Here is a 16,427-nt window from a genome sequence, read left to right as displayed (position 1 = left end):
TTCGATTTGATCCGATCTGCTCTGATCCAAGTTTGGTTTGGCTTCTTGGCGCTGGTTTTAGCAGTTTCACCGTGCTCTCCGGCCTGGGGCTGGACCGGAGCTGTGCCCGTATGGACCAAGCAAAGATTGAACCACATCCCAAGCTTTGGGCTGCAGTTTGCTTGCTTGTAGTTCAATAGCGGCTCATTCCTTGCTTGATAGTGCGCGGAAACCGCCTCAGTCCTGGTCCATCCAGGCATACAGTCCGTCAACCCATTCCTCGCCGTCGGCCAAGCCCAGGGTGGCGTGGATTTCTTCGGCCCGCTGGTACAAATCATCAAAATCAATTTGCGGCGGGTCAGCAAAGGCCAGGGCAACCAGATTGCCATCATGGGTTTCAGGTAACCAGACCACGGCCGGGAAACTCTCTTGCAGCGCATGCAGATTGCGCGCATGGACCAGTTCCGAGCCCAGCAAATTCACCGTTAACAGTCCTTGTGGCCCCAGAGCTTTGCGGCAGGCCTGATAGAAAGCTTCGCTTTCAAGGGCAGGGTGCTCGGCCTGGTCGGAGTACACATCAATTTGCAGCACATCCAGCTCGCCGTAGACGGCATCCAGATAGTCCAGCGCGTCTACCGTGTGCACGTTCAGGCGTTCGTCGTCGGGCGGCAGATTGAATAGCAGGCGACTGGCCTGCACCACTTCCGGGTTGATTTCCACGGCGTCGATGCGCGCCTGGGGGAAGTGCTGGTAGCAAAAGCGTGTCAGGCTGCCTGCGCCCAGGCCAAGCTGGGCAATACGGCGCGGATCGGTCTGGAACAAGGTCCAGATCATCATTTGACGAATGTAGTGCAGCTCTAGCTGATCGGGAGCATCCAGGCGCATCGCACCCTGCACCCAGGCAGAGCCCAGGTGCAGGTAGCGTACGCCTTCATGTTCCGAAATAGTGACGTGTGGCGTCATGCCGGGTCGTTGTCCAGCATGTGGCGTATACCGGCAATACCGTGTGCACCGTGGTTGCGGGCGTCAGCCAAGGTCTTGGCCGACTGTCCGCCTATGGCAAACACCGGTAGTCCAGCTTGTTCCGCCAGGCTGGCGAAACGGGCCCAGCCCATGCCGGGATCGCCGGGATGGGAGGAGGTTTCCAGGACATGGCCCAGAACCAGAAAGTCCGCCTGGATTTTGCGGGCTATTTCAATATCACTTTCATTGTGCGTGGACATGCCGATCAGGCCTTTGCTGATTGCGGGAAATGTCGTCAGGGTGTCGTGGCATTTCGCGGACAGGGCTTGGGCGTCGCTGGCGCGCAAATGCACACCATCGGCATGGTCCCACCAGCTCTCGGGGTGCAGGCTATTGACCAGGCAGCGCGCTTGGTAGCGCTGGCACAGGTTCACAACTTGCAGGAACGCTTGGTGCAAATGGAATTCGGCATCGGGCCGGGCAGCCCAGGCTGGCTCACGAAACTGGACCAAGGCCGGGCCTTGTTGCAGGGCTTGTTCCAGTTGTTCCAGATAGGCGGGTAAGCGGGCCGGCTCGTCGATGTTGGTAATCAGATAGCGTTCGGGCAGTTGCAGCCATTTAAGCGGCGGTTCGGTAGCAGGCAGTACAGGGCCGACTTCCAAAGGACCTTTAGGGTTGACCCAGGCAAGCTCTTGGCCTTCCAGGCACTGGGGTTCGCCTTCCCATTCCCGCACCAGGCAGAAAGAGAGTTTGACGAAATTCTTGGGGTATTCGTGTGTATAGGTAACCCAGGGGTGTGCGTGGGTGGTTTCAATGCCGAGTTCTTCGCGCAGTTCCCGTACCAGCGCCTGTATGACGCTCTCGCCCGCCTCAATCTTGCCGCCTGGCAGTTCCCACCAGCCCGGCCAGGGTTTATCGGCTGGGCGTTTTCCCAGTAGCACTTGGCCGTGTTGGTTCAGTAAAACGCCAACGGCCACTTCCAACGTGGGTTTAGACATGTCTAGCGGTCCAATCTCTAGCAAATTGACGTGCTACCCGGCCGGAGCGAGAGCCACGTTCCAGAGCCCATTGCAAGGCTTCCATACGCGAGCTTTCAATGTGTTCTGCAGGGCAACCCAAAGCGCCAAGCCAGTAATACACAATGTCCAGGTAGTCGTCTTGTTTAAAGGGGTAAAACGACAACCATAGTCCAAAGCGCTCGGACAGGGATACCTTTTCTTCAACGGCTTCACCAGGGTGGATCTCGCCGTCTGCAGACGTGGAGGCACTCAGGTTCTCTTTCATGTACTCGGGCATCAGGTGACGTCGGTTGGACGTGGCGTAGATCAGTACATTGTCGCCAGGGGAGGCCAGCGAGCCGTCCAGCACGGATTTAAGCGCCTTGTAACCGGCTTCACCTTCTTCAAAGGACAGGTCGTCGCTGAAGATGATGAAGTGTTCGGGGCGGGTGCTGATCAGGTCAATGATGTAGCCCAGGTCGCCCAGATCGGATTTGTCCACTTCGATCAGACGCAGGCCCTGATCGGCAAATTTGGCCAGCATGGCCTTGACCAGCGAGCTTTTGCCCGTACCGCGAGCACCTGTCATCAAGACGTTATTGGCCGGTTTGCCTGCCAGGAAATGGCGGGTGTTGCGCTCAATAATGCCCTTTTGGCGTTCGATATGATGCAGGTCTTCGGTCTGGATGGTGGCTACGTGCTGGACACCTTCAAGCCAGCCGCGCGAACCATTGGTACGCCAGCGAAAAGCAATGGAATCCCAGTTGATGGGGGGTGGAGCAGGGGGCAGCCAGGCTTCCAGTTGAGCGAGAACCCGCTCGGCCCGGCTGATCAGGGTACTAAGGTCTTGCGAACTCAAGACAGTCTCCGTTTCAGGTTGAAATGCTTATTATCGCTAATTTGGCCCCTTTTTCTGTGATCACTGTTGTGCTTGACGCGTAACAATAGGCCCAAAGCGATTCAAAATCGTATAATCATCAAGTTACGGTTGGCCGATAGCGGCCCCCTCCCTTACTCGTCCGGAATTCTGTTTTGAACCTGTCCACCCTGATTGAACCTATTGCCGACGACATGAAGGCTCTTGATGTCGTCATTCGTGAGCGCTTGAATTCGGATGTGGTGCTGATACGCACAATCGGCGAATACATCGTTAGTGCTGGCGGCAAGCGCATGCGTCCTGCGCTGCTGTTGCTGGTAGCCCGCGCGCTGGCTTATCAGGGGAGCACGCACCATCTGTTGGCAGGTGTGGTGGAGTTCATCCACACCGCCACCTTGCTGCACGACGATGTGGTCGATGAATCCGATATGCGACGCGGTCGCCACACGGCCAATGCGGTCTACGGTAATGCCGCCAGCGTGCTGGTTGGCGACTACCTGTACTCGCGCTCCTTCGAGATGATGGTGCAATCGAACTCCATGCCGGCCATGGCCGTGCTGTCGGCAGCCACCACGGTGATCGCCGAAGGCGAGGTCTTGCAGCTGCTGAACGTACACGACCCGGACGTTTCCCTGGAACGTTATCTGCAAGTCGTACGCTACAAGACAGCCAAGCTGTTTGAAGCGGCGGCGCAAGTGGGGGCGATTGTGGCCGGTGCTTCGCCTGAAATGGAAGAAGCCATGGCCGCCTATGGCCGCCACCTGGGTACCGCCTTCCAATTGGTCGACGACGTGCTCGATTACACCGGTGATGCCCAGGCCTTGGGCAAGAACGTTGGTGACGATCTGCGTGAAGGCAAACCCACCATGCCACTGATCCGTGTCATGGAAGTTGGCACACCCGAGCAGGTTCAGCTGATCAAGTCGGCCATTGAAACCGGTGATGCGGATTTTGCCGCTGTTGCACAGGCTATCGAGCAAACCGATGCTTTGGCCTATACCCGTGAAGCGGCCAAGGCAGAAGCCCAGCTGGCTGTTCAGGCCTTGGCTGATGTTCCCGAGAGCGAATTCAAGCAGGTATTACTGAGCTTGTGCGCGTTTTCCATCGAGCGCGACCGCTAAGTCTCCAGCCTTTCCCAACCCGCCACATGGCGGGTTTTTTTGTAATAAAGCGGGCCGATTCAGGGAAATTGGCGTCATTAGGCGCCTGTTCATGTTATTTTTCTCGGTTTTACTACGCTGTTGGTGGTCATGCCTTTGTCCCACAAGGACGAAGTAGCGACGATAGACATGCCTATTTGAACAAATTGGTTTGAAGCCTCTGTCAGACACAAAGGTGCAGGCCCCTTATTCCAAAGATGTAAGGAACGGATAGATGAACATTCAGCTCGATATCGCGCAAACGGTAGGTTTGGCGGCTGTCTTTCTCGTGCTGGGAGAATATATAAAGAATCGCGTTGCTGTATTGGCCCGCTATTTTATTCCCAGCCCCATTATCGGCGGATTGATTTTTGCCCTGATTGCCTTGGTTGGACATCAGACCGGCTCGTTCAACTTTACGTTTAACGACGATATACGCAATTTCTTGCTGATGGCCTTTTTCACGACCATCGGTTTTTCAGCCAGCTTCGAGTTGCTGAAAAAGGGTGGTCTGGCCGTTGCTTTGTTCCTGGGCTGCGCGGTTGTCCTGATTATTTTGCAGAACGTGATGGGCGTGACCTTGGCGACCCTCATGGACGCTAACCCCTTGCTGGGTCTGGCCGCTGGTTCGATCTCCATGACGGGGGGCCACGGTACTTCGGCTGCCTTTGGTCCAATGCTGGAAAATGCTGGTGCTGTTGGGGCTTTGCCTGCTGCCATTGCTGCTTCGACATGGGGGCTGGTAATGGGTTGTGTCATCGGCGGCCCCTTGGGCAAGCGCTTGATGAAAAAATACAATATCGACGGTCCTGCTCCACACCGTCGTCATCGTCGTCAGCATGAGGGTGCAGATGCGCCTCATGTGGTGGAAACCACGGTTAAGGAAACCGTTAAGGTTGACGATGGTGGCTTTGAAATGCCGGTTTACGCCGTAGTCCTGTTGTCCATCGCGATTGGGGTGGGCAGTGTCATCATTGAATGGTTGGGTGAGCGCGGCATTGTGTTGCCAGCCTACCTGGGCTCCATGCTGGTGGCAGCCATCATCCGTAATGTGATCGACTGGCGTCGTTATCGCTTGCCGGAAAAAGAGTTTGAAACCATGGGCAATGTGTCCCTGGCTTTCTTCCTGGTCATGGCGCTGATGGTGATGAAGCTGTGGGAGCTGGCTGAAGTAGCGGGCCCGCTGTTGATCATCCTGATTGCCCAGACGGTGCTGATGTTCTTCTTTGCCAGCTACGTGACTTTCAAGGTCATGGGCAAGGACTACGATGCTGTGGTGATGTCGGCTGGTCATTGTGGTTTTGGTATGGGCGCAACGCCTAACGCCATGGCGAATATGCAGGCCTTCACGGAAGACAATGGTCCATCACGCAAGGCCTTCTTTGTAATCCCGCTGGTGGGCTCCTTGTTCATCGACTTCTTCAATGCCGTGATCATTACCGGTTTTGTGAATTTTCTGACTTAAGTACCGAGAAGTGGGCGCAATCAGCAATATCGCGGCCCTTGTCAGACAGCCCCTTGGATCGATATCCGGTCCCAGGGGCTTTCTTTTTACCTGTGTTGTTGAATCGTGAATCTTGGATCGCTTCTATTTTTGAGTCCTTAAGGACTCTGTTTGCCTTGGCGCAAGGACGCCTGCAGGCGCTTGGGCTTCAATTGTGCTTGTCTTTAGGGAGTGCGCAATGCGAAGCCATGTAGTGGGATCCGTGCTGTTAGTGGCCATTCTGGCCGGATGTTCGTCTGGCGAGCCCAGCAATCCAGCGGGTTTGCCCGAGCTGGTTGAAGTGGCCGGTCCGGCGCGTGAAGTTATGCAGGCCGGTGAATACTTGCTGGATGGGCGTCTGATTGCATCCGACACGGTGATGTACGCTCCTGTTCCCACCTTGAAAGCCATGAAGTATCAGGTCAGTCAGTTTGAGTACGATCAGTGCGTTCGTGCCGAGCGTTGTAAAGCTGCCGATGCGGTGGGCCAAGGACAGGCCAAGAATATGCCGGTGGTCGGTGTCAGCTGGCAAGACGGCCAGGATTACGCCGCCTGGTTAAGTGAGCGCACCGGCAAGCAATTCCGTCTGCCGGATTACCTGGAGTGGAGCTATTTCGCGGACCAGAAAGTGCCTGAGTCGGCCCAAAGCGGTCTGGATGAGAACGAGCAAGCTGCCTTGTGGCTGCAGGAGTATCAGGAGAGCTACAAACGCAAGCAGGAACAGGAAGTTCCCTTGGCACCCTTGGGGCAGGGCGTTGCCAATGCTTATGGGGTGTTTGATGCGGGCGGGCAGGTGGCTGAATGGACCAATACCTGCCATGTCCGGGTACACCGTATCAGCATGCCACGCGCAGAGTCTCGCCTGGAAAACTGCGGTGTCCGTACCCTGGGGGGCGAGCACATTGCGGTGATGCCCGACTTTATTCGCGACCCAAAAACCGGGGCGTGTTCGGTGGGTGTGCCACCGCGTTACTTGGGTCTGCGTCTGGTCACTGAAGACTAAACCTGCGCTTAGCCGCGTTCCAGAACCGCTTGTGCAAACTTGTCCAGGTCCGCAATCGTAATTTGCTTGCGGCCCGCCAGAATCAAACCTTGATGATCCCAGCTGCTGACGACGCGGCTGGCCGTGTACAAGGTGGTCCCGGCCAGGTCGGCCAGATCTTGCCGGGTTACCGGAATACTCAAGGACGTCCCTTGTGCGCCGCTTTGACCCACCTGACGAATCAAGCGCAGCAGGCTGTGAGCCAGTCGCTGCTCCACTTCCAGACTATGAATTTCCAGCAGGCGATCATCGGCATCGCTCAGTCGTTGCGCGACCGTGTCTTGTGCAGAGCTGAGCAGGCAAGGAAAGCGTTGCGTCAGGCTGTCCCAGGACTTTTCAGGCCAGGCCAATGCGGCGCTGGTGGTTACGCTAATGGCGGTTGCCGGATAGTTGCGACGGCGCAGGGCAGGGGCAATGCCAATTACGTCGCCGGGCAAGGCAAAACGTACCAGGAGTTGTGAGCCATTGGGCATGGTGCGTACGACTTTGATCAGGCCTTGCAGCAGAACAAAAAAGTGGTCGCTGCTTTGTTCCTGACGAAAGACCTGGCTGTCCTTGTCGTAGTGGATCAGGCGTCCCTCTTGCCACAGTTCGTTAATGCTGGCTGCGTCCAGCTGGGAGAAAACGGGCAGGCTGGCTAACAAGGAGGGGTAGGATATGTCAGTCATCACTTAAGCTTTCTGAGCGGGTTTTAAGCCCTAGTTTGCTGGCCAGCTTGTGCAGATTGCTGGGGTCTATGCCTAGCTGCCGGGCAGCCTGGCTCCAGTTACCATCAGTCTCATCCAGAGCTTGCCGAATCAGCCGGCTTTGCAGCTGCTCAACGGACTGACGCAAGGATGGGCGAGGTGAGCCAATAGCCGTACTGGTCGCTGCGACAGGCTGGTGAGTAGAAGGTAACAAATTGAGATTATCGGCGCTAAGCGTAAATATTTGGTTACGATCTGGCGTATCGACCAGCAGGCGGATGGTTGCCCTACTGATTAAATGTTCTAGTTCGCGAACATTACCTGGCCAATGATAAGCCAGTAAAGCGGCTTCTGCGTCGGGGGATAAGCGAATTCCGCGCAATCCCAAACGAGAACGGTTGGTTTCCAGAAAGTGGCCTGCCAGCAGCAGAATGTCCTGATGGCGCTCGCGCAAGGCGGGGATCGTGAGCGGAAAAACTGACAGGCGGTGAAACAAGTCCGCCCGGAAACCACCTTGGGCGATCTGCTGGCTCAGATCACGGTTGGTGGCAGCAACCAGACGTACATTCAATTTGATGGGGTGGTCCGCCCCGAGGCGCTGAATCTCGCCGTTCTGCAAAGTACGCAGCAGTTTGGCTTGTATCGTTAAAGACAACTCGCCGATTTCATCCAGAAACAGGGTGCCGCCCTGGGCCGCTTCAAAGCGCCCGGCCCGATTCTCATGGGCACCCGAGAATGCGCCCTTTACGTGCCCGAATAATTCGCTTTCTGCCAGAGACTCGGGCAGGGCAGCGCAGTTCACGTAGATCAAGGGTTTGTTGTGGCGTGGTGAGCGTTGGTGCAGGCGTTGTGCGAATAACTCCTTCCCCACGCCGGTTTCACCCAGCAAGAGCACAGGTAGCTCGGAGGTGGCCACCGTGTCCAGCAATTGAATGACCTCCAGCAGGGATTTGCTGTTGCCAATGATGGCGGCCGAGTTATTGCGCGACAGGTAATCGGGCGGCAAGGTGGAGAGCAGGCGCAAGCTGCGGTTTTCTTCTTCCAGCTCGCTGATGCGAATTGCGCTTTCCAACACCAGACACCAGTGCTTGAGTTCCACCAGCGTGGAGGCTGAAAACGTCCCTGGTCGCAAGGCATCCAGCGTCAGAATGCCCCAGGGCGTGCCCTGGACTTGCAAGGTAATTCCCACGCAATCATGCACCGGCAGGGGCTGGCCCAGCTTGTCATCAAGCAGGCCGTCATACGGGTCCGGCAGGGCACAGTCGGGTTCAAAGCGGGTCAGGCTGGGGGAGTGCAGGATCCGCGTCAGTCGGGGGTGATCTGCAATGACAAAGTGACGCCCCAAAGTGTCATGGCCCAGACCACTGGCCGCCACAATGCGCAGCACCGTGTCGTCCAGCTTCAGCAAACCCGCCGCATCACAGCCAAAGTGCCGTGCCAGCAAATGCACCATGCGCTGCAGGCGTAACGGTCCCGGAATCTCGGTGGCAAGGTCGGAAATCAAGAGATCTAGCATGGGTGAAAAATACCCTTATGGTGAAAAATACCCAGTTTTGTCGAGGTAGTTTATACCCAGGCTGACGGCAACCCTTTGATCTATGTCGTCCAGGACTTGGCACGGTCTTTGCTTTAGATGTTTTGTCATACATTTTTAAGGACTATGACATGACCCCCGACTTAGCAGAACATCGCTACAAGGCGTGTACTTCGGTCCGTCCTCCATTCCGGGGCCGTACCCAAACAGGTTTTGACCAGGTAACTGGGTCCTGCCAGGACTTGTTTGGATTGGGTCGTTTGATTCATCAGCGAGACGGAGAAGAAAATGCGTAGCTATAAAAAACTATGGTGGTCCCTGGTGGCAGTCACCATGGTCACCTTTGCCATCCTGGGATGGACAGGTGTGGAGGTGTATCGTCAGGCACCCCCCATGCCCGTCAAGGTAGTCACACCGGATGGCCGTGAATTTACCTCACAGGAACAGATACATCGTGGCCAGTCCGCCTGGCAAAGTACTGGCGGTATGCAGCTGGGCTCGATCTGGGGGCATGGGGCCTACCAGGCCCCGGACTGGAGCGCCGACTGGCTGCACCGGGAGGCTCTGGCATGGCTGGATCTGGCCGCCCAGCAAACCTACTCGCTGAACTATGATCAGCTGACATCCAGTCAGCAGGCCACCTTGCGGCAGGAACTGCAGGACGAATACCGTCCTAACCGCATTGATGAAGCGACGGGCGTATTGCAGATCAGCGAACGTCGCGCCAAGGCCATCGACACCACTGCCCAGTATTACATCGACCTGTTTGGTGATGCGCCCGAGCTGAAATCCAGCCGTGAGAGCTTCGCCATGAAGGACAACACCCTGCCAGAGCTGCAGCGCCGTCAGGACATGACCCGCTTTTTCTTCTGGCTGTCCTGGGCCACGGTAACGGAGCGTCCTGGCACTACCGTCAGCTATACCAACAACTGGCCACATGAGCCCTTGGTGGATAACCATCCTTCCACGGCCAATATCGTCTGGTCCATTGTCAGTATCGTGCTCTTGCTGGCCGGTATTGGTTTGCTGGTCTGGATCTGGGCCTTTACGCACAAAGAAGAGGAAGCCCCTGTTGCACCGGCCACTGATCCGGTTCTGGCATTTCGCCTGACCCCTTCGCAGCGTGCCCTGAAAAAATATGCCTTCCTGACGGTTGCCCTGTTTGTCATCCAGGTCTTCCTGGGCGGCTTTACGGCGCACTACACGGTTGAAGGCCAGATGTTCTATGGCATAGACGTGTCGCAGTGGTTCCCTTACTCCTTGACCCGTACCTGGCATATTCAGGCAGCCCTTTTGTGGATTGCCAGTGGCTTCCTGACCGCTGGTCTGTTCCTGGTGCCATTGATTAATGGGGGCGAGGATCCGAAGTTTCAGCGTCTGGGTGTGGACGTTCTGTTCGGCGCTCTGGTTGTACTCTTTATTGGTTCTTTTGCCGGCAACTTCCTGGCCATCAAAAACATCCTGCCCCCCGAGCTGAACTTCTGGTTCGGTCACCAGGGTTATGAGTATCTGGATCTGGGCCGTTTCTGGCAGATCATCAAGTTCATTGGCCTGGCTTTCTGGCTCCTGCTGATGTTGCGTGGCATGTGGCCTGCCTTGCGTCGTGACAAGGGCGACAACCATTTATTGGTTCTGTTGACCATCTCTACCGTGGCCATTGGTCTGTTCTACGGTACCGGCTTGTTCTATGGCGAGCACACCAATATCACCATCATGGAGTACTGGCGCTGGTGGGTGGTTCACCTGTGGGTTGAGGGCTTCTTCGAGGTCTTTGCAACGGTTGCCATGGGCTTTATCTTCCTGACCTTGGGTCTGGTTTCCAAGCGTAGTGCCACGATTGCGGGTCTGGCAGCGGCCTCGCTGTTCCTGGTCGGTGGTGTGCCTGGTACTTTGCACCACCTGTACTTCTCGGGTACGACCACGCCGATCATGGCCATTGGTGCTTCCTTCAGCGCGTTGGAAGTGGTGCCTTTGATCATGTTGGGCTACGAAGCTTTCCATAACTGGAAGATGCAGAAACAAGCCAGCTGGATGAGTGATCTGCGTTGGCCTGTCATGTTCTTTGTGGCCGTGGCCTTCTGGAACATGCTGGGTGCTGGTGTGTTTGGCTTCCTGATCAACCCACCTATCTCGCTGTACTACATCCAGGGTTTGAACACCACGCCATTGCATGCTCACGCAGCCTTGTTCGGTGTGTATGGCTTCCTGTCTCTGGGCTTTGTCTTGCTGGTGGTGCGTTATATCTCGCCCGAGGTTCGTTACAACGATCGCCTGATGAGCTGGGGCTTCTGGACGCTGAACCTGGGTCTGGTGCTGATGATGTTCGTCAGCCTGCTGCCAGCCGGGATTATTCAGGCCTGGGCCAGCATCTCGGAAGGCATGTGGTATGCCCGTAGCGAAGAGTTCATGCAGCAGCCTATCCTGCAATCCTTGCGCTGGTGGCGCACCTTGGGTGACGTTGTGTTCATTGCCGGTGCATTGATTGTGTTCCAGCAGGTCTGGGTACGTATCATGGCTGGCCGTCGCGGTGCCGCTGCCAATGCTGCAGGTGCAGTAAAAGCATCGTGATCTTGTTTAAGGACGGTCTGTTTTTTCTGTGAGATTCCGTCTATGAAAAAAACCGCCTTCGGGCGGTTTTTTTTGTTGCTTATGCGAGATGCTTGCGCTGCAGCAAAGAGCGGGAAGTCTGATTGCGGTCCAATACATCCTGTAACTGTTAGATCTGAATAACATTTAATCAGCAGGCATCACGCCTGGATCAAACCGGAGGTAGTATGGAACGTCGTCATTTCTTGAAAAGTGCTGGCCTAGGTGTCGCCGCAGGAACGACTTTGCTGGCGGCTCAAGTACAAGCCCGCGAGACGGCTGCACCAAAGAAGAACGCGCCCTGGCTGGCCGCGCGTACAGAAGCCCAGATCGCCAAGCTGGAGCGGGTCAAGGTGGATCTGGTTGCGCCTCCTATGGTCCACAAGCACGAGCAGAAAGTAGGTCCCGAGCCTCGCGTGGTGGAGTTCCGCATGAGCATCGTGGAAAAAGAGATCGTGGTCGATCGCGATGGCACCACCATGCACGCCATGATGTTTGATGGCTCCATGCCCGGCCCCACCATGGTTGTGCATGAAGGCGACTACCTGGAGCTGACTCTGGTCAACCCGGCCAGCAACACTATGCCGCACAACATCGACTTTCACGCCTCGACTGGCGCGCTGGGCGGTGCCAAGTTGACCAACGTGAACCCCGGCGAACAAGCCACCTTGCGCTTCAAGGCCGACCGTACCGGTACGTTTGTGTACCACTGCGCACCCGAAGGCTCGGTAGCCTGGCACGTGGTCCAGGGCATGCACGGTACCGTCATGGTGCTGCCACGCGACGGCCTGAAGGATTCGGCGGGCAACTCGCTGCATTACGACCGTGTCTACACCATTGGCGAGTTTGACCTCTACATCCCTCGTGATGAAAAGGGCAACTTCAAAAAGTATGGGTCCTCGGCTGAAAGCTATGGCGACACCCTGGAAGCCATGCGTGGTCTGATCCCCAGCCACGTGGTATTCAACGGCAAGGTCGGTGCCTTGATGGGCGACGGTGCCATGAAGGCCAACGTGGGTGAAACCGTGCTGTTCATTCACTCGCAGGCCAACCGCGACACCCGTCCTCACCTGATCGGTGGGCACGGTGACTGGGTTTGGGAACTGGGCAAGTTTGATGATCCACCTGCCAAGAACCTGGAAACCTGGTTCATTCGCGGCGGTTCGGCCGGTGTGGCGCTCTACACCTTCAAGCAGCCTGGTGTGTACGCCTATGTGAACCACAACCTGATCGAAGCCATGGAACTGGGCGCAGCAGGTCACGTTCTGGTCGAAGGCGAATGGAACGACGACTTGATGAAGCAAGTCAGCCCTCCCGGCCCGATCAAGGGCTAAGCAGGGTTGGCACCCGGTACGCGGAATTGAGGACCAGAAGCACTTATCAATTCCGCCGGGCTTCAAGGCAGTTATTGAATAGTGATTAGCTAGTGAAAACGCAAGAGGTTCGAACCATGAAAAACGGGCCTCTTGTACAGAAAACGAAGTATCAGCCAGGCATGCATTCATTCATGCCGACTGTTTAAAGGGTAAACCCATGAGAACCTATCGCCCCGCCACCATGATGTACTCCGCAATGGCCGCTTTGTTTTTGCTGGCCGCCGCACCTGCAGCACATGCCAACTCGGACGAAGCTCTCAAGCTGTACAAGTCTTCGTGTATGGTCTGTCATGCATCGGGTATGGCCAATGCCCCTCGTTTGGGTGACAAGGCTCGTTGGGAGCCCCTGATCGCCCAAGGCGAAGACGCCTTGATGCAAGTTGTGCTGAACGGCAAGGGCGCCATGCCCCCACGCGGTGCAGCACCCAAAGCAACCGATGAACAATTGCGCAGCGTTGTGCGCTACATGATTGAAAAAGCCAGCTAAGGCGCTGGCTTTTTCAGGCTGGATTTACAGGCTCCAGTCGTAATCAACCGTCAGTGGCGCGTGGTCGCTGAAACGCTCTTCCTTATAGACCGTTGCACTGCGCGCCTTGGCAGCAATACCTGGGGTGGCAATTTGATAATCAATGCGCCACCCCACATTTTTGGCCCAAGCCTGGCCGCGGTTGCTCCACCAGGTGTAGCACTCGTCCGTGGTATCGGGATGCAGGCTGCGGTACACATCCACCCAAGCCAGTTCGCCCAGCACTTTGCTCATCCAGGCGCGTTCTTCAGGCAGAAAACCGCTGTTTTTCAGATTGCCTTTCCAGTTCTTCAAATCGGCTTCGTGGTGCGCAATATTCCAGTCACCGCAAATAATGAACTCGCGGCCGGTATCGCGGTGTTCCTGCATCAAGCCATTAATCCATTGCTCAAAATGATCCAGAAAGCGGTACTTGGCGGTTTGACGCTCGTCGCCCGATGAACCCGAGGGCAGGTAGGCGCTGATCACACTAAGGTCGTTCCAGTCGGCGCGGATAATGCGGCCTTCAGCATCGAACTCTTCGCAGGCCATGCCTTCGGCCACGCTTTCTGCTTTGTGGTTCAGGTACAGGCCTACACCGCTATAGCCTTTTTTCTGAGCATGGTGGAAATGCCCGTGGTATTGACCGGGGTTGGTCAAATCGGGGGTCAGATCAGGCTCGCTGATCTTGATTTCCTGCATGCAGACAATATGAGGTTTCTGGGCTTCCAGCCAGGCGGGCAGGCCTTTACGAAAGGCGGCTCGAATACCGTTGACGTTTAACGAGGTGACGCGTAACACGTGGCAATTCTCCTTATAGCGTCAGCACTTTAACCCGTAACCTGCCTGGATGTCAGTGGCCGTCAGAGCTTGTTACGACGCTGAGCTGAAGCGGTAGCTGGACACGGTCAAGCCACCAAAGGCCTGGGTTTCGTGGTGGAAGCGATGCGCTGCGTCGCCACGCGCAGCACCAGCGGCCACCATGAGGGGAACCAGGTGATCTTCGCGGGGATGAGCAATACGTGCGGCCGGGGCCTGTTCCCAGTCCATCAAGGCCTGACGACGGGCGGCAGGGTCCTCCAGGCTCAGGCTTTGATGCAGCCAGGCATCAAACTGGGCAGAGGGCTGCACACCGCCAGGGCCCATATTGCGCAGATTGTGATAGCTCAGACCGCTGCCAATAATCAGCACCTCTTCGTCTCGCAAAGGCGCAAGCGCCTCGCCCATGGCGTAGTGCAGGGCCGGGTCGTAGTTCGCGTGAATGGACAGTTGCACCATAGGCACTTTGGCTTGCGGATAGATCACATAAGCCGGTACGAATGCACCGTGGTCAAAGCCACGCTGCGAATCCAGATGAGTGGGCAGGCCAGCGCCTTCCAGCAAATTACAGACCTGTTGGGCCAGAGCAGGATCGCCTGGTGCAGGGTAATGAATCTCGTACGTGTGGGACGGAAAGCCGTAATAGTCGTACACCATGCTCGGTTGTGCTGCGGCGGCAACCAGCAGATTGGCTTGTTGAGCTTCCCAGTGGGCGGAGACCATCAAGATCGCTTTGGGTGTGCGCCCCAATTGGCGTGGAATATCCTGCAAGGCAGCACGCAGCGGGGCGTACATGGTTTGCGCTTCAGGCATCCAGGGCCAGGGTCCGCCACCATGCGAGATGAAGTAGGTGGGCATTGTCATGATGATCTCCTGCCCCTGCCCTGATAGGGGCAGGGGATAAGGGGTTGGTTAAGGCGTCAGGCTTTGCCGCGGCCTGCGTCAATACTCCATGGGCCTGGGCCGGCAAAGGCCAGGTACAGGAAGGCAAAGCAGAACAGAACTGCCGCCTCACCGCCATTGAGGATAGGGGTTGCGAAGGTGCTGCCGCTGGCGTGGCCAATAAAGTAGGCGAAAGCGCACAGGCCCGAAGCGATAAAGGCCGCAAAACGAGAGAACAGACCAATCACCAGCAAGACACCCAGAACCAGTTCCAGAATGCCCGCAATGCCGTAAATGGAGCTGATTTGCAGGTTGGCAAACATGTCTACTTTGGGGAAACCCAGGATCTTGGCAGTACCGTGTGTCAGCAGGAGATAGCCTGTAACGATGCGCAGCAGGCTAAGGATGCGAGGAGTCCAGCTAGAGGTAAGGGCGCTCATGTATGTTCCTTTGGAAAGTTGACAGTATCGGTAAACGAAGCACTGGCCCGGCGTAGTGACAAAAGCTCTGTGTCAGGCATGACGTGATGACATCCTGGTGCTGGTCCCGCCCATTCAAGGCCCAGACAGGCACCGGGTTAGCGCTCGTTCAAGATTAATCAATTACTATCAGGAAATAAACAGGCCTATTTTCATTAGTTACTTTCTTATTAGGAAAGCATGGATACGATTCAGAGTTTGCGGGTGTTCCGGGAAATCGTCGCAGCGGGCAGCTTTGCAGCGGCGGCGCAACGCTTGGATATGTCTGCGCCCATGGTCAGCAAGCACTTGGCCAATCTGGAAAAACAGCTGGGCGCCCGCTTGCTCCATCGCAGCAGCCGTCGTTTGAGCCTGACAGAGTTGGGGCAAACCTACTTTGATTATTGCTTGCAGGCACTCGATACCCTGGAGCGCGGACAGCAGGCATTGTCGGGTTCTGAGCATCAGCCCCAAGGTGTGTTGAGAGTGACGGCCCCCGTATGGTTTGCCAACCGCAAAGTGGCGCAGCTGTTGCAGGATTACCAAACGCGCTTTCCGGAAGTGACTCTGGATATGAGCCTGAGCAATCATAAAGTGGATTTAGTGGCGGAAGGTTTTGACCTGGCCTTGCGGGTGATGCGCGAGCCTGCGCCGCATCAGATTGCACGTCTTATTTGCCCCACGCCCTTTCATCTGGTGGCCAGCCCGGAGTTTGTGGCCCAGCACGGCATGCCGCGTAACTGTGCGGAGGTGATGCGTCTGCCGGCTATCAGCCCCAGTTATTTACAGCAGCCCAGTTTTGAATTTTTGGGGCCGGACGGGCCGGAGTCCTTGCGCCTGAATCCTTTCATGCGTTCGGATAACACCAATCTGACTTATTACAGTGCGTTGGGTGGAGCAGGGCTGGCCTATTTGCCGGAGTGGCTGGTGATGGATGATCTGGAGAATGGTCGGCTGGTTCGCCTGTTGCCTGATTACACCGAAGAGCTGCAGCAGCTGCATGCCGTTTATGCCAGCCGTCGCTATTTGACACCTAAAGTGCGCAGTTTTATCGACTTCTTGCTGGAAGAACTGGCCGAACCTGCCAAGTGATGGCTCAC

General features: G+C 56.3%; 15 protein-coding genes. 7 read left to right on the top strand and 8 right to left on the bottom strand.

Features of this window, described 5'->3' with window-relative positions; translation table 11 throughout:
• Positions 1-216: 216 nt before the first annotated feature.
• From NIZ92_RS16675 to NIZ92_RS16665, 3 genes are read right to left on the bottom strand one after another with little or no spacing between them, the layout of a single operon-like run.
• The gene (locus NIZ92_RS16675) at positions 217-942 is read right to left on the bottom strand and encodes a spermidine synthase (protein WP_254002288.1); all 726 of its coding nucleotides are present in this window, start codon (positions 940-942) and stop codon (positions 217-219) included.
• A complete protein-coding gene (locus NIZ92_RS16670; RefSeq protein WP_083054679.1) occupies positions 939-1,940 on the bottom strand; it encodes a Nudix family hydrolase in 1,002 nt (333 codons plus the stop codon). The genes NIZ92_RS16675 and NIZ92_RS16670 overlap by 4 nt, the downstream gene beginning before the upstream one ends.
• On the bottom strand, positions 1,933-2,799 hold the full coding sequence (locus tag NIZ92_RS16665; protein ID WP_009458756.1) for an ATP-binding protein: 867 nt from the start codon (positions 2,797-2,799) through the stop codon (positions 1,933-1,935). Before NIZ92_RS16665 ends, NIZ92_RS16670 begins: the two co-directional genes overlap by 8 nt.
• Before the next feature lie 173 nt (positions 2,800-2,972).
• On the opposite strand from NIZ92_RS16665, the gene ispB reads away from it, so the two are divergent.
• From ispB to NIZ92_RS16650, 3 genes are all read left to right on the top strand, one after another.
• Positions 2,973-3,938: an octaprenyl diphosphate synthase gene (ispB, locus tag NIZ92_RS16660; protein WP_009458758.1), complete on the top strand. Its 966-nt coding sequence runs from the start codon at positions 2,973-2,975 to the stop codon at positions 3,936-3,938.
• Between the two features lie 253 nt (positions 3,939-4,191).
• Positions 4,192-5,421: a sodium/glutamate symporter gene (gene gltS, locus NIZ92_RS16655; protein ID WP_035270394.1), complete on the top strand. Its 1,230-nt coding sequence runs from the start codon at positions 4,192-4,194 to the stop codon at positions 5,419-5,421.
• 217 nt (positions 5,422-5,638) lie between these two features.
• Positions 5,639-6,442: an SUMF1/EgtB/PvdO family nonheme iron enzyme gene (locus NIZ92_RS16650; RefSeq protein ID WP_052159303.1), complete on the top strand. Its 804-nt coding sequence runs from the start codon at positions 5,639-5,641 to the stop codon at positions 6,440-6,442.
• A gap of 8 nt (positions 6,443-6,450) precedes the next feature.
• Here NIZ92_RS16650 and NIZ92_RS16645 read toward each other — a convergent pair whose 3' ends face one another.
• Positions 6,451-7,149 carry a Crp/Fnr family transcriptional regulator gene (locus tag NIZ92_RS16645; protein ID WP_009458784.1) on the bottom strand — a complete coding sequence of 233 codons (699 nt, stop codon included), beginning with the start codon at positions 7,147-7,149 and terminating at the stop codon, positions 6,451-6,453.
• Positions 7,142-8,683 carry a nitric oxide reductase transcriptional regulator NorR gene (norR, locus tag NIZ92_RS16640; protein WP_254002287.1) on the bottom strand — a complete coding sequence of 514 codons (1,542 nt, stop codon included), beginning with the start codon at positions 8,681-8,683 and terminating at the stop codon, positions 7,142-7,144. Before norR ends, NIZ92_RS16645 begins: the two co-directional genes overlap by 8 nt.
• A gap of 306 nt (positions 8,684-8,989) precedes the next feature.
• On the opposite strand from norR, the gene NIZ92_RS16635 reads away from it, so the two are divergent.
• The 3 genes from NIZ92_RS16635 (at position 8,990) to NIZ92_RS16625 (ending at position 13,150) form a co-directional block, all read left to right on the top strand.
• Positions 8,990-11,269, top strand: a complete 2,280-nt coding sequence (locus tag NIZ92_RS16635) for a nitric-oxide reductase large subunit (protein ID WP_026484439.1) — start codon at positions 8,990-8,992, stop codon at positions 11,267-11,269.
• Between the two features lie 206 nt (positions 11,270-11,475).
• Positions 11,476-12,621 (top strand): copper-containing nitrite reductase, encoded by a 1,146-nt coding sequence (nirK, locus tag NIZ92_RS16630; protein WP_009458792.1) that lies wholly within the window; start codon positions 11,476-11,478, stop codon positions 12,619-12,621.
• 199 nt (positions 12,622-12,820) lie between these two features.
• Complete coding sequence (locus NIZ92_RS16625; protein ID WP_035270399.1) at positions 12,821-13,150, top strand: cytochrome c5 family protein; 330 nt, start codon at positions 12,821-12,823, stop codon at positions 13,148-13,150.
• Positions 13,151-13,174: 24 nt separating this feature from the next.
• Here the strand turns inward: NIZ92_RS16625 and NIZ92_RS16620 are convergent, their stop codons facing one another.
• The 3 genes from NIZ92_RS16620 to NIZ92_RS16610 all read right to left on the bottom strand — a co-directional run bounded on the left by NIZ92_RS16620 (position 13,175) and on the right by NIZ92_RS16610 (position 15,309).
• Entirely contained in the window at positions 13,175-13,969 is a 795-nt protein-coding gene (locus tag NIZ92_RS16620; protein ID WP_026484438.1) for an exodeoxyribonuclease III, read from the bottom strand.
• Positions 13,970-14,041: 72 nt separating this feature from the next.
• Positions 14,042-14,851 (bottom strand): class III extradiol ring-cleavage dioxygenase, encoded by an 810-nt coding sequence (locus tag NIZ92_RS16615; protein ID WP_035270400.1) that lies wholly within the window; start codon positions 14,849-14,851, stop codon positions 14,042-14,044.
• Positions 14,852-14,907: 56 nt separating this feature from the next.
• Entirely contained in the window at positions 14,908-15,309 is a 402-nt protein-coding gene (locus NIZ92_RS16610; RefSeq protein ID WP_026484436.1) for a DoxX family protein, read from the bottom strand.
• Between the two features lie 219 nt (positions 15,310-15,528).
• Here NIZ92_RS16610 and NIZ92_RS16605 point away from each other — a divergent pair, with 219 nt between their 5' ends.
• Positions 15,529-16,419, top strand: a complete 891-nt coding sequence (locus tag NIZ92_RS16605; protein ID WP_137430653.1) for a LysR family transcriptional regulator — start codon at positions 15,529-15,531, stop codon at positions 16,417-16,419.
• Positions 16,420-16,427 lie beyond the last annotated feature (8 nt).

Source organism: Alcaligenes sp. 1735tsa3, assembly GCF_024134565.1.
Classification (GTDB): Bacteria; Pseudomonadota; Gammaproteobacteria; order Burkholderiales; family Burkholderiaceae_B; genus Alcaligenes; species Alcaligenes phenolicus.
Note: the sequence above shows the minus strand (reverse complement) of the source record. Positions and strands in the feature narration are given on the sequence as shown.